Annotated in this window: 13 protein-coding genes; 7 read left to right on the top strand and 6 right to left on the bottom strand. The window is 50.8% G+C overall.

What is annotated here, in order from left to right:
• Positions 1–22 precede the first annotated feature (22 nt).
• Positions 23–2,743, top strand: a complete 2,721-nt coding sequence (locus tag DEV76_RS05175; RefSeq protein ID WP_109695807.1) for an outer membrane beta-barrel protein — start codon at positions 23–25, stop codon at positions 2,741–2,743.
• Positions 2,744–2,783: 40 nt separating this feature from the next.
• The gene (locus DEV76_RS05170) at positions 2,784–3,182 is read left to right on the top strand and encodes a DUF3052 domain-containing protein (protein ID WP_109695805.1); all 399 of its coding nucleotides are present in this window, start codon (positions 2,784–2,786) and stop codon (positions 3,180–3,182) included.
• On the opposite strand, the gene DEV76_RS05165 is transcribed toward DEV76_RS05170, so the two are convergent.
• The gene (locus tag DEV76_RS05165) at positions 3,169–3,471 is read right to left on the bottom strand and encodes a hypothetical protein (RefSeq protein ID WP_109695803.1); all 303 of its coding nucleotides are present in this window, start codon (positions 3,469–3,471) and stop codon (positions 3,169–3,171) included. The genes DEV76_RS05170 and DEV76_RS05165 overlap by 14 nt on opposite strands.
• Before the next feature lie 222 nt (positions 3,472–3,693).
• Between DEV76_RS05165 and DEV76_RS05160 the strand changes: the two genes are divergently transcribed.
• Positions 3,694–4,587 (top strand): hydroxypyruvate isomerase family protein, encoded by an 894-nt coding sequence (locus DEV76_RS05160; protein WP_109696668.1) that lies wholly within the window; start codon positions 3,694–3,696, stop codon positions 4,585–4,587.
• A 6-nt stretch (positions 4,588–4,593) separates the two neighbouring features.
• Here the strand turns inward: DEV76_RS05160 and DEV76_RS05155 are convergent, their stop codons facing one another.
• The 3 genes from DEV76_RS05155 to mqnC form a co-directional block, all read right to left on the bottom strand.
• A complete protein-coding gene (locus DEV76_RS05155) occupies positions 4,594–5,145 on the bottom strand; it encodes a GNAT family N-acetyltransferase (RefSeq protein WP_109695801.1) in 552 nt (183 codons plus the stop codon).
• Between the two features lie 106 nt (positions 5,146–5,251).
• Complete coding sequence (locus DEV76_RS05150) at positions 5,252–5,905, bottom strand: hypothetical protein (protein ID WP_157962723.1); 654 nt, start codon at positions 5,903–5,905, stop codon at positions 5,252–5,254.
• Between the two features lie 544 nt (positions 5,906–6,449).
• Positions 6,450–7,574, bottom strand: coding sequence for a cyclic dehypoxanthinyl futalosine synthase (mqnC, locus tag DEV76_RS05145; RefSeq protein WP_109695798.1), 1,125 nt, complete (start codon positions 7,572–7,574; stop codon positions 6,450–6,452).
• Between the two features lie 134 nt (positions 7,575–7,708).
• Between mqnC and DEV76_RS05140 the strand changes: the two genes are divergently transcribed.
• From DEV76_RS05140 to DEV76_RS05125, 4 genes are all read left to right on the top strand, one after another.
• On the top strand, positions 7,709–8,926 hold the full coding sequence (locus tag DEV76_RS05140; RefSeq protein ID WP_109695796.1) for an aspartyl protease family protein: 1,218 nt from the start codon (positions 7,709–7,711) through the stop codon (positions 8,924–8,926).
• A gap of 80 nt (positions 8,927–9,006) precedes the next feature.
• On the top strand, positions 9,007–10,245 hold the full coding sequence (locus tag DEV76_RS05135; RefSeq protein ID WP_109695794.1) for a M16 family metallopeptidase: 1,239 nt from the start codon (positions 9,007–9,009) through the stop codon (positions 10,243–10,245).
• Positions 10,246–10,249: 4 nt separating this feature from the next.
• Positions 10,250–11,533, top strand: coding sequence for a M16 family metallopeptidase (locus tag DEV76_RS05130; protein ID WP_109695792.1), 1,284 nt, complete (start codon positions 10,250–10,252; stop codon positions 11,531–11,533).
• Positions 11,534–11,600: 67 nt separating this feature from the next.
• Positions 11,601–11,954 (top strand): phage holin family protein, encoded by a 354-nt coding sequence (locus DEV76_RS05125; protein WP_109695790.1) that lies wholly within the window; start codon positions 11,601–11,603, stop codon positions 11,952–11,954.
• Here the strand turns inward: DEV76_RS05125 and DEV76_RS05120 are convergent, their stop codons facing one another.
• Positions 11,955–13,529, bottom strand: coding sequence for an N-acyl-D-amino-acid deacylase family protein (locus DEV76_RS05120; protein ID WP_109696666.1), 1,575 nt, complete (start codon positions 13,527–13,529; stop codon positions 11,955–11,957).
• Between the two features lie 10 nt (positions 13,530–13,539).
• Entirely contained in the window at positions 13,540–13,968 is a 429-nt protein-coding gene (locus tag DEV76_RS05115) for a YybH family protein (protein ID WP_109695789.1), read from the bottom strand.
• Between the last annotated feature and the right edge of the window lie 129 nt (positions 13,969–14,097).

The raw sequence follows: 14,097 nt of genomic DNA, 5'->3' as shown, positions 1-14,097 counted from the left end.
AGACAAAGACACAGCACCCCTCATGAAAAAACTCTGGCAGATATACCTGTTGACCATATTGGCAATCGGGATGGCATCCGCATCCCGTGCGCAGCTTCGCGAGTACCGGCTATCGGGCCGGTTGACGGACCAGTCTACCCGCGAAGCACTCCCTAATGCCCCGGTGGCCCTGTTGGGCAAGGATTCCGTTACGGCTGCACATGCCGTGACGGACTCCCTCGGCCGGTTTACCCTCACCGCCACACTGCGCGGCCCTCTCCGCCTCGTGGTATCTTACATGGGTTTTGACCCCTACTCCCGCCACCTCCTCGTGTCCGATACTGCTTCTTCTATTTCGGTAGGAAACATTGCCATGGTCCCCAAGGGGATTAACCTGGCCCGGATAGATGTGGAAGGCTATCGGCAACCCATCACCCTGAAGGAAGACACGATCGAATACAACGCAGGCTCATTTAAAACGAAAGAGAATGCCGTGGTGGAAGAGCTGCTGAAGAAGCTGCCGGGCATCACCGTAGAGCGCGATGGTACCATCAAAGCCGGCGGGGAAACGGTGAAGAAAGTGCTGGTAGATGGTAAACCTTTCTTCGGGAATGATCCTAAAATGGCCACACGCAACCTGCCTGCCGATATCCTCGAAAAAGTACAGCTCATCGATCAGAAGAGCGATCAGGCACAGTTTACCGGCATCTCCGACGGGCAAACGGAAAAAGTTATCAACCTCACTGTGAAGGAAAACAAGCGCAGGGGTTTCTTCGGGAGGGCTACAGCGGGCTATGGAACCGATAGCCGGTTTTCTGCCAATATGAACATCAATGCATTCCGGAAAGACAAGCAATATGCTTTCATCGGAAGCGGGAACAATACCAACGGAACCAGTCTGGGAGAAGGTATGAGCGGAATGGGCGGCGGTGGCAGCGGTATTACCCGCAACTGGAACGGAGGGTTGCAGTTCAACAACAGCACAAACCCTAAGTTCAGGCTGAACGGGAGCTATCATGTCAATAACAGCCAGGCGGAATCAGAAGGCTCGTCTGACAGGCAGAATATCTTCAGTAAAGATTCCTCCAGCTACGTATTCGGCGGAAATAACGGGTTGAATACCGCTATGGCGCACAATGTAAACATGCGCATAGAATCTGATATCGATTCTTTCTATTCATTGATCCTTACACCCAATCTTACTTTCAATAACAGCGAAAATCAATCACAGCGCCTCAGTACCACCCTTGATAACGACCGTGATACCGTAAATACTAACCGCAGTACCACTTTTACGGAAACGAAAACGCCTATTATCAATACCGGGGCTCTCTTCCGCAGGAAGTTCCGGAAAAAGGGCCGCACGCTCAGCGCCAACTTCAACCTGGCGTATAACAACAGTGATGTAACCACCTTCAACGAAGCATACACCCGCTTTTCTGATAATATGCAAACCCGTCTCGATACCATTGATCAGAAAGTGCAGGCGGAAAATATGTCCAGAAACTACGGGGTACGCATCAGTTATACGGAGCCGGTATTCCGCGACCGTTACCTCGAGATCAATTACGGATACAATAATTCGTTCAGCTCTTCCGACCGGTATACCTGGGACAGAAGCAAGCCCGGCGGGGAATACGACATTCTCAACGATAGTTTAACGAACCATTTTAATAACCTCAATGCTTACCATCAGGCAGGGCTTAACCTGCGGACTGAAAAGCTGAAGTATAACTACACCCTCGGCTTCAACCTACAGCAGAATTTCCTGGAAAGCCGTAACCTTACCAAAGGAGAAACCATTGAGCAGCGCACAACCAACATCTCTCCCACCGCCCAGTTTGCCTATAATTTCTCTCAGAACAAACGGCTGAAAATGTCGTATAGAGGAAATACCCAGCAGCCTTCCATGGAGCAGTTGCAGCCTGTACCGGATCTTACGAACCGGCTGCTCATCCGCCTGGGTAATCCTGACCTGAAGCCTTCTTTTAACAACATGCTGAACATCACGTACAATACTTTCAACAAGGATAATTACCGGAGCTTTTTTGTGGGGATGACGGGGATGATGCACCTGAACAAGATTGTGAACAGCAACACGCTCCGGCCGGATGGGGTGCAGATAGTGCAACCTGTGAACCTGAACGGGAATTACTCACTCAATGCCTTTGCAGTAACCGGCCTCCCGCTGGATAAGTCGCAGAAGCTGGCTTTTAATTTTACGACAGAAGTGGGATACCGGCGCGACCCCAGTTATGTAAACGATAAGAAGAATTTCACGAACAACCTCACTGTGGGACAAACCGTGAATTTTAATCTGTCGGTGAAAGACAAGTTCTTTTTAGGAACGGAGGCACGTGTGAATTACAACGATGCCCGCTTCTCGGCTAACCCGCAGAACAATGCGAAGTACTTTAACTACGACCTTAACCTCGATGCGAGCATCCAGCTGCCGTGGGATGTGGTGGTGGCTTCCCAGGTGCATTATACCGCTACTACGGGGCGTGGAGAGGGTTACAATCAGCAGTTTACCCGCATCAACAGCTCTGTAGCGAAAACGTTTCTGCCCAAGCGCCAGGGTATCCTGCGCTTCCAGGTGTACGACCTGCTGAACCAGAACGTGAGCGTGAACCGTACGGTGGCCGACAACTACATTGAAGACACCCGGAACATGGTGCTCCGCAGATATTACATGCTGTCCTTCACCTGGATCTTTAACCGCTTTGGCGGGCAAAACGGCAACCAGCCTCCCATGCGGTTCTGACGAACTGCGAAATGGAGTAACTTCCCATAAATGCGTTTTTATGACGGAAGGCTACTCCGGCACTCCCCTGTTCAAAAAGCTGGGCATTAAACCAGCAAGCCGCCTGCGGGTGCTCCATGCCCCGGCGCATTACCGCGAACTGCTGACGGGCATGCCGGTAACTGCTGTAATTGTACAGCAGGATGCGGATATGATACATGCGTTTTATTCGGAAAAGGCTTTGCTGGAAAGGGAATTGCCGGTGTTGGCAGATGAAATCCCCAAGGATGGGATGATTTGGGTTAGCTGGCCGAAAAAATCCTCCGGCCTGCCCACGGATATAACGGAAGATGTGATCCGGGGAGTGGCCCTGGGGTTAGGGCTGGTAGACGTAAAGGTTTGTGCGGTAGACGGCGTCTGGTCTGGCCTGAAGCTCGTCTGGCGCCTTACAAATCGTTAAAGATGCGCTTCTTGCCCTGCTCCTGCCAGTAATTGGAGAGGTAGACAACGAGGCGTGCAATGGTGAAGGTAGGGATGAAATCGAGGCCGGGAAACAGCTCTTCAATGAAGTTGAAGGCACCGCCGAAAAGGCCCACAGGGCCGCCGAAAAGACGGTAGAATACAACTGCCGATATTGGCGCCCAGATCACATCACTCACTTCCCCAAACAGCGGTACCGCATAACTGGCCAGACCTATCAGGTCCATCACCAGGCAAACGATGAGATTTGGAGTAGATTTTCGTTCCATACACACGGGTTTTATATATATAATCAAATAGCCCGCCAAAATGTTACACTTCGCCGGGCCACACATGCCGAAAATTCCCCCAAATGCTTGCCCGTGCTGCCTGTATATACGAATGCAACTGGTCATTTGGATGCGCTCCGCCGCCAGTATGCAGTCAATATTTCAGGCTTGCATTCAGCGGGAAAAAGAGGTACTTTCACTTTCTGTAAAACCTTCCCCGTTATGACAACACCTTCATCCCGCAGAGATGCGATTAAAAAAGTTGCGACTATGGCATTGGCAGGCACCACTCTGTCTTCCCTTTCCGAGCGCGTTTCCGCCCACGAAACTGCTGTGGGAGCGCCGCTTAAGGGTAAAGTAAATCACTCGGTTTGCGCCTGGTGTTATGGAGGTATTCCTCTCGAAACCCTCGCTAAATCGGCCCGCGACATGGGCATTAAAAGCATCGAGATCATCTCGCCCGAACAGTTCGAGACGATTAAGAAATACGACCTCACCTGCGCCATGGTGGGCGCCATCAATAAAGACTGGGGTATTTCCCGCGGCTGGAACCGTACGGAACACCACAAACCACTGGTGGAATTCTATCAGGGATTGATCGACAAAACGGCGGCGGCGGGTTTCACCAACCTCATCTGCTTCTCCGGAAACCGCAATGGCCTCAGCGATGAGCAGGGCATCATCAACTGCGCCGAAGGTCTCAAACAGGTAATTGGCTATGCAGAAAAGAAAAAGGTGACCCTGGTGATGGAATTGCTGAACAGTAAGGTAGATCATAAAGATTACCAGTGCGACCATACAAACTGGGGCGTGGAGCTTTGTAAGGCAGTTGGATCAGATAGCTTTAAACTGCTCTACGATATTTACCATATGCAAATCATGGAAGGAGACGTGATCCGCACCATTCGTGAGAATCAGAAGTATATCGCCCACTATCATACAGGCGGTGTGCCGGGCCGGAATGAGATTGATGAAACACAGGAACTGTTTTACCCCGCAATTATGAAAGCGGTGGTGGATACCGGCTTTAAAGGGTTCGTGGCGCAGGAGTTTGTTCCCAAGCGGGAAGATAAACTGGCCTCCCTCCGCCAGGGCGTTCAGATCTGCGATATTTAAGGCGTGCTAGGTGCGGGTTTTCTGCCAGTCGTGGCGGAGCATCCCCATCACCACCATGTCTACATACTGTCCATGTAACTTAGCACTTTCCCGTAAAATGCCTTCGCGCGCAAAGCCCAGCTTAATGGGTATTTGCGCGCTTTTGTCGTTTTGGAGGACGAAGCGGATCTCTACTTTATTGAGCCGCATGGTGGAAAAGGAATAATCAATTAAAGCGCGGCATGCTTCTGTTACGATGCCTTTGCCCTGGTGTGAATTCACGATCCAGTACCCTATTTCTGCTTTCTGCAGGATGTGATCCCAGCCATGGAGGTCAATAACGCCGCAGAGCACATCCTTATGCCAGATGCCGAAAGCCACAGCTTCCTGCTCATCCGATTTCCGGAACATGAGTTCAATAAACCGGAGGGAATGATCTTCAGAAGTATTGTAATCGACCCAGGGCAGGAACCGCCGGAGGGTTTTGCGGGAATCATGTATAAGCCGGAAAAGGGCCGGCGCATCTTCCGTTTGCAGCTGGCGCAGCCGGATTTCGGTATTGACAGGTATTTCTAACATATGGTCAGGCGGGTAAACATAATAAAACCGGCTAAAAATACCAACAGGTAACCCACCCGGAGGCAAGTTACCTGTTGATTTTGATTATGACGGTACTGTACTACGCTTAGTTTCTGCTGAAAAGTTGCTGTTTAGCCATGTCCGATACCACCTTGTTTGTGTATACCACTGCCATACGCTCGGCGGAGGCGGGGTCAAAGGTTTCGGTCTGTATGGAATAAAGCAGCTGCTTATCCCTGATGCTGTACAGGTTGCTTTCCAGGAAGTATCGGGTGTTGGTGGTGTAATAGCCGGGTTCATATACCCTGCCGTACATCCAGTTGTAATAACCCCACCAGCGGCCGTAATAGGGTCCGCCGAACGGGCCATAGATGCCGTTGTTACCGGGAACGTAACTCTTTTCTTTCGATTTGTCGAGCATTACAATCGTCAGCACATTATCGATATCGCCTTTCCGGAGTTTGTTCAGCGCCTGTTCTTCCTTCAGCCCTTTAAAAGCTTTGGGCCCGAATTCATCGTATGCGGAAACGGCCTGGTAGCCCTGCTTTTTGAGTGCGAGCACCATTTCTTTTTCCATCTGTCCACGCAATCTTCCTTCGCGGTCGTTTACGAGGCCGAGTACCATGATCTTCTGGCTTTTGTCCAGTGAGGTTTGTGGTTCTTTCCAGGAAGATGTCACTTTCGTGCTGGAGCATGCGCCGAGGAATAACACCAGTCCGGTCAATATCCCTGCGCTCAATAGTTTCATCTTGGTCTTCATCGTATTGGTGTTTTAATATCAGTTAGACGTTGGAATGGTTGTAAAAGATACAGGCGCGGGAGGGTTTTAACATTACTTTCACCGAACTGTTAAGGTTTTGTAAATGATTGCAATGCAACAGGTTAACACAATAAAACTGCGTGTTTTCCGTTAGGTGGTCCTGCCTCATGAAGCCCTGAAAGAGTCTTGAAGGATCCGGTAAGGAATATGGTTTGTAAGCATATAGAATGGAATTACAAGCTGGTATCTATTTAATTAGAAGTAGTTATCTATGGGGCATGTACGGGACAACTACGGGACAACTATTAGTTAAGTGCGTGGATAAGGTGGAGATGAGGTGGAGATGAGGTGGACTTGATCAGGAGTTGAGGCGTACCGGAAAGAAGCCAAAATTTACTATAAATAGAAGATTATGCATAGTTTAAATATAGTAAAAATAGTTTAAATTATGAGGGTGCGAAAACGACAATTTTTAACGTTCGGAAAGGGGTTTAACGAAAACTGCCGGCGCAATGGCCGGCAGTGTATCTGAAGTTTTGTAGGATCAATAGTTGATCACCTGCTCCTGAATCGTTTCCGGGATATTGCGGTACTCGTACAGCTGGTTGCGCAGCTGCGGTTCAAAACCTGCTTCACGGATAGCATCCTGCATGGAGCGGTAGGTGAAGCGGTGAGGCGCTCCCGCGGCACTTACCACGTTTTCCTCGATCATGATAGAACCGAAGTCGTTGGCACCGGCATGGAGGCACAATTGCGCTACCTGCTTGCCCACGGTGAGCCAGGAAGCCTGAATGTTTTTGATATTGGGCAGCATGATACGGCTCATGGCGATCATACGGATGTATTCTTCTGCGGAAGAGGTGTTATGCACACCGCGTACACGGGCCAGGAGGGTATCCACGTCCTGGAAGGTCCAGGGGATGAAGGCGGTGAAGCCGTAATGCCCTTCGGGCTTTTCGGACTGTACCTGCCGGATATCGACGAGGTGCTCAAAGCGTTCCAGCACGGTTTCCACGTGGCCAAACATCATGGTGGCGGAAGAGGCGATGTTGAGTTTATGCGCAGCCCTCATTACATCGAGCCACTCGGCTGCGCCGCATTTGCCTTTGGATATAAGGCGGCGGACACGGTCGTTGAGGATTTCGGCACCGGCACCGGGGAGGGAGTCCATCCCGGCTTCCTTCAGAGCGCGGAGTACTTCGATGTGGGTGCTTTTTTCGAGCTTGGTAACGTGCGCCACTTCGGGGGGGCCGAGGGTGTGGAGGCGCAGCGTGGGATACAGCTGTTTAAGCTGGCGGAAGAGGTTTACATAGAAGCTGAGGCCCAGCTCGGGGTGGTGGCCACCCTGCAGGAGCAACTGATCGCCCCCGTACTTCAGCGTTTCTTCTATTTTAACCTTATATTCCTCAATATCAGTGATATATGCTTCTTTATGACCGGGTATCCGGTAGAAGTTGCAGAACTTGCAGTTGGCCGTACAAACGTTGGTGGTATTAACGTTCCTGTCTATCTGCCAGGTTACCTTTCCGGAAGGTACCTGCTGCTTCCTCAACTCATTCGCAATCTCCATCAGTTCGGCCAGGGGCGCGTTCTGAAACATGAATACGCCTTCTTCCGCCGTCAGAAATTCGAACCGTTGTGCTTTTCCGTATAAATCCTGTAATTGCATCTTAGCAGCAAAGGTAGGCTATCCCCATAAATTATTTTGCCGCTTGTAAGATTTCAGCGCGGTAGAAAACGGAGGAAGTGTTAAATTTAACTGGAAGGGGCGGCAATCGTCCCCGCACCTTTCCTCAAATCAATATGGGAGCCAAATCCATTTTTCACGTTATCATCCTGATCCTGAGCCTGCTGTATGTCCCGAGTAATATATCCGCCCAGGATACCGAAAACACCAAAGAGCCCGAAGCACGGTTGGTGGCCCGCTTTCCCTTCAAGCAGTATTACGGGGGCGTGGTTGTATTGTCGGCCCGGCTTAACGATCACCCCGATACCCTCCAGTTTCTCCTGGATACCGGCAGCGCCGGCATCTCGCTCGACACTACTACCTGCGTTCGCCTCGGCCTCAAGCTTACCCCTTCCGATAAAGTGGTGCGCGGGCTGGTGGCCAGCAAGAATATCGTGTATGCGGCAGACAATACCCTGCACCTTCCCGGCCTCACTGCGGACAGCCTCGATTTCCATATCAACAATTACGAACTCATCAGCCAGGTATATGGCATACAGATCGATGGCATCATCGGGTACAGCCTGCTTTCGCGTTATATCATGCAGGTAGATTACGACAAGGAAGAGATATCCATGTATACCAACGGCGCTTTCAAGTACCCGCGCGGCGGGCATCTGATGAAGCCCAACTTAACGTTTATCCCCGTTATCACCGCCCCGCTCCGCAGCGGTAAGCGCAACATCAACCACCGCTATTATTTTGATACCGGCGCGGGCATGTGCCTGCTGCTCAGTACCCAGTTCGTGAAAGACAGCTCGCTGCTCGTGAAGCGTAAAGCTAAGGTGATACCTACCGAAGCGCAGGGCCTCGGGGGTAAAATGCAGATGTACATCACCACCATGTCTGAGTTCCGCATCGGCAACTACAACTTCCGCAACGTTCCTACTTACCTGTTTGACGATATTACCAACATCACCTCCTACCCTTCGCTGGCGGGCATGGTGGGTAACGATCTGTTGCGGCGCTTCAACCTTACCCTCAATTACGCGAAGAAGGAAATCCATATTATTCCCAATACCCATTTCCGGGATCAGTTCGATTATTCCTACACCGGGCTCATCATTTACCTGATTGATAACCGGATTGAGGTGACGGATGTGATCCGTAATTCCCCGGCAGAAAAGGCGGGCTTTAAAGTGGGTGATATTGTGCTAGCCATCAATAATAATTTTACCACTAACCTCCAGCTATACCGCGATATCCTCAAGAACATCGGCACGCGCCCCAAGCTGCTCCTCATGCGTAATAACGAGCTGATGGTAAAACAGCTGCCTATCCGCAGTATATTGTAAGCAACGGCTTTTGTCGTAGATTTGCATGTTTCGGCCCGCCATTGCGGCGGATGCCGTCAATAATTTTATATATTCGGCATATGGTTCATTTCTCAAAGTTTACGCTGGATAACGGATTGCGTGTGATCGTGCATGAAGACGTGACTACTCCCATGGCAGTGGTGAACGTTCTGTACGATGTAGGTGCGCGGGACGAAGATCCGCGCCAGACTGGCTTTGCACATTTATTCGAGCATCTGATGTTCGGTGGAAGCGTCAATATTCCTGAATACGACGAACCACTGCAAATGGCCGGTGGTGAAAACAATGCATATACTACCAACGACCTTACCAATTATTATATAGAGCTGCCCGCAGAAAACCTGGAAACTGCTTTCTGGCTGGAGAGCGACCGTATGCTTTCTCTTGCTTTCTCGGAAAAGAGCCTGGAAGTGCAGCGGAAAGTAGTAACGGAAGAGTTCAAGGAGCACTACATCAACAAGCCTTACGGCGATGTTTGGCACAAGATGCGCGAGTTGGCTTACTCCACACACCCCTACCGCTGGATGACCATCGGGAAGGAACTGAAGCACATCGAAGACGCGAAGCTGGAAGACGTGAAATCTTTCTTCTTCCGCCATTACCGCCCCTGCAACGCTATTCTTGTTGTGGCAGGTAAGGTAACGCATGCACAGGTGAAAGAGCTGGCGGAGAAATGGTTTGGCGACATCCCCAGCGGAGAGCGCTATGTGCGCAACTTGCCGGTGGAGCCCGTGCAGGATAAGGCCCATTTCCTCGAGATCAAATCGAAAGTGCCGCTGGATGCCTTGTATAAGGCATACCATATGCCTTCGCGCATTGATCCGAAATATTATGCTGCCGATCTGGTAAGCGATGTGCTCAGCGGTGGCGGCTCCTCCCGACTGCACCAGGCACTCGTGAAAGAAAAGAAACTATTCAGTAATATCGATTGTTATCACTTTGGCAGTCTGGATGCCGGCCTTATGGCCATCGAAGGCAAGCTGGTGAAAGGAGTGAAGATGAAAGATGCAGAGAAGGCGATAGAAGAAGAACTGGATAAGTTGCGCAATGAGCTTATTCCGGAGCGGGAGCTGCAGAAGGTGAAGAACAGGGTGGAGAGCATGCTGGCATTCGAAGACATGGGGCTCCTTTCCCGTGCAAACAACCTGGCTTTCTATGAGCTTATCGGCGATGCCAGTGATATGAATACAGAGTTCGCGAAGTACGAGGCAGTAACCGTGACGGATATCCGCGACCAGGCGCAGGCCATCTTTGCCGCCAACAATGTCAACACGATCCATTATTACGCAGGAAATTAAGACTATGATCAACAGAAGACAGGCCCCCGCAATAAAAGACGCAGTAAATTTCGATATACAACTCAAGCCGCTGGAGCAATTCCGGCTGGATAACGGTATCCCCGTATACGTAGTACGCTCCTCAGAGCAGGAAACGCTGCAGCTGGAACTGGTGTTCCCGGCCGGTAGCTGGTACGAATCCGAGAACCTGGTTGCCTCTGCCACCAACTTCCTCATGAAGAACGGTACCAGCAAGCACTCTGCTCTCGAGATTAATGAAATGACGGAGTATTATGGCGCTTACCTGAACCGCAACTGCTTTCATGAGAACGCCACCTATACCCTTCATTGCCTCAGCCGCCATATTCCGGAACTGCTGCCTACGCTGCAGGAAGTGATCCTTGACCCGGTTTTCCCGGAGCAGGAGCTTGCCATTTTTACACAGAACATGAAGCAAAAGCTGGCGGTGAACCTGCAGAAAAGCGAGTTTGTGGCTAACCGGCATATCGATAAATACCTCTTCGGAGAATTTCACCCATACGGCCGCGTAAGCAGCATGATGGCGTACGATGCCCTGCAAACCGAAAGCCTCCGCGGGTTTTACATGCAGCATTACACGTACAGCAATTGTAAGATCTTCCTCGCGGGTAATTTGCCCGACAATATTATTCCCCTGCTCAACCAGTATTTCGGTTCTACTCAGTGGAACGGAGAGCGGCATAACATCCGCCCGGAAATGCCCATCCTGCCATCGGAAGAAAAGAAGTACAGGATCTTCAACGATGAAAATGGCGTACAGGGAAGCATCCGTGTTGCAAGGCCTTTCCCGAACCGCTACCACCCTGATTTTCCGAAGATGCTAGTGCTGAACACCATATTCGGCGGGTATTTCGGATCGAGACTGATGAGCAATATCCGGGAAGAGAAAGGGTATACTTACGGCATCCATTCACAGCTGTATAACTTCCGCCAGGCAGGCGCAGTGAACATCACTACAGAAGCCGGGCGCGATGTGTGTGAAAAAGCCATAGCGGAAATATATCTGGAAATGGATAAGCTCCGTAACGAGCCTATACCGGAAGAAGAGCTGAGCCTGGTAAGGAACTTCATGATAGGCTCCATCCTTGGTGACCTCGATGGTGCTTTCCAGGTAATACAGCGGTGGAAGAATCTTATCCTGAACGACCTCGACGAAAATTATTTCTACAACAACATACGCACCATCAAAACGATCTCCGCAGAAGAGCTGCAGCAACTGGCGCGCCAGTATCTCAGTCCGGAAGATTTTTATGAGCTGATCGTAATTTGATAGCGCCACTGCTAAACATTCAGCATGCTTTTTGTGTATTTTGTATAAAGCACTAACACCTTATCCAATGTTAGGAATCATTATCCGGCTACTCGTAACAGCGCTCGCAGCGTTGCTGACAGCCTATTTACTTCCCGGCGTTAAGCTTCAGGATTTCACGACCGCATTGTTGCTCGCAATAGTGCTGGGGTTATTAAACCTCATCGTAAAACCTATCCTGGTGATCCTCACACTACCGGTAACGGTAGTAACACTGGGCCTGTTCCTCCTGGTGATCAACGCACTCATCGTACTATGGGCCAGCAGCCTCGTGAAAGGATTTAAGGTAGACAGTTTCTGGTGGGCACTGCTGTTCAGCGTGGTGCTGTCACTCATCAGCAGCTTTATGATGTCGCTCGGGCCGGAAGATAAAATGGATTGATCAGCGGCCCAGCCGCACTACCTGCCCCTTCCGGGTACCGTTATGTTTTCCGTTTTCTATCGTTATCTCACCATTTACAATCACATGGCTGAACCCGGTTGAATACTGGTGCGGCTGTGAGAAGGTAGATAAGTCTTTTACCGTGGCGGGGTCGAATATCACGATATCCGCCACATATCCGGGTACCAGCAATCCTCGCTGAGACAGCCTGAATTTCTGTGCCGGCAGCGATGTCATTCTCCGGATCGCTTCTTCCAGCCCCAGCACTTTTTCTTCCCGCACATATTTACCCAGCACCCGGGCGTTGGTGCCATAGCCCCTTGGGTGCGGCATTCCCACATTGAATTCGCGGATGCTTGCATCAGAAGCAAACATATTGAAGGGGTACTGCATGATCCGTTTCACATCATCTTCACTCATTCCGTGAAACACCATGCCCGCACTGCCCTGCTGCACCAGGTCCAGCACGGTTTCCACTTCATTGGGGATCGTGGTTTTCCTTCCTTTTAGTTTATTGATCTCAGAAATATTCTTACCATTCAGCGTGGTATCCGCTTCGAAGTAGGCTACCACGGCATAGTCGAGGTTTTTGAGGCGACGTTTTTTGTAGATGCCCGTCATTTCCGCGGCAATCTTTTTGCGTATGGCCGGTGTGGTGAGGCGGTACACAACGGAATCGTGCCCGCCGGAGAGTGCCCAGTCGGGCAGCATCGTGCGTAAGCTGGTGCTGCTGGCGGTGTAAGGGTATTGGTCGATGGTTACCTCCAGGCCTTCGCGCCGTGCTTTCTCAATCATGGCGATGGTAACTTTGGAGCGGCCCCAGTTTTGCTTCCCCCCTATTTTGAAGTGGGATATTTCCACGGGTATATTGGCTTCCCTGCCTATGGTGAGCGCTTCTTCAATGGCTGCTTCCACCGCATCGCCCTCATTGCGCATATGCGTGGCATATAGCCCTCCATAGCGTGCAGCAGCTTTGGCGAGGCCTACCACTTCAGGCGTTTGGGCATAGTTGCCGGGTACGTAAATGAGTCCGGTGCTGAGGCCTACCGCGCCGTCTTTCATCGCTTTTTCCACGAGTGCTTCCATACGGAGCTGCTCCTCGGGAGTAGGGCGCCGGTCGGTACTGCCCATTACGGCACGGCGCACATCGTTATGACCGATGAGGGATGCCACGTTGATGGAAATGGTCATACTGTCCAGCTGCCGGAAATACCGCCCCAGGTCGGTGTTGGAAGATCCGCAGTTGCCTGTTACCACTGTGGTAACGCCATCGAGGAGGAAGCTTTCGGCAGTAGGGACTTTAAACTCGTCTTCTTCAATATGCGTGTGCACGTCGATGAAGCCCGGGGCTACTATCCTGCCGCCGGCGTCAATGATTTTTGCAGCTTTGAGGGTTTGCGGCTGACGGGTTACGGCGAGGATGCGACCGTTTTTAACAGACACTTCGCCATAGAACCAGGAGTTACCGGTGCCGTCGGCAATGCGGGCATTGCGGATGAGGATGTCGGCATCAGATTGTGCATGGCACGCCAGGGCGGCAAAAAGTAAGGGGATCAGGATAAACTTTCTTTTCATGGTTCCGGGTTTAGCTGGAGTGGTCTGCCACGATCTTCCATTCGCCATCGATCTGGCGGAGAATGATGGAAAAGTGTCCCGACAGGTTTCCGATACTACGGGTGAGCTTCCACTTGCCAACTACAAAATACGCATCGGGAGCGAGCTTTTTGAATTCCAGCAGGTCGAATGCGAGAGAACCCATTCCTTCTTTCCCGGGATATGCTTTTTTGTAATTATCGAGGGTAGCCTGCCAGCCATAGGTTAGTCCTTTGCTGCCGATAAACAACAGGCTGTCGGATTTCCAGTAGGTGTCCATAAAGGCCACGATATCGCCATTGTTCCAAGCTTTAAGTTGTGCCTGCATAAGCTGGCGGATGCGCGCTTCTGCCGGGTCCTGGGCGTGGGAGGAGGCCGCTACGGTCAGAAAGAGGACGGCTGATAAAAGGAATTTTCGCATGTGTTGATGGTTGTATGCATGAAAATAAGGAAATCCCGCCGGGACAGGTATTATTGTCCCGGGTTTCCGTGGTTTCCGGATAATAAAATTATGTATTGTATTGATAATCATAATGAGTATGCTAAAATC

The organism is Chitinophaga deserti, from assembly GCF_003149455.1.
Lineage (GTDB): Bacteria > Bacteroidota > Bacteroidia > Chitinophagales > Chitinophagaceae > Chitinophaga > Chitinophaga deserti.
This window is presented reverse-complemented; position numbering and strand designations above follow the sequence as displayed.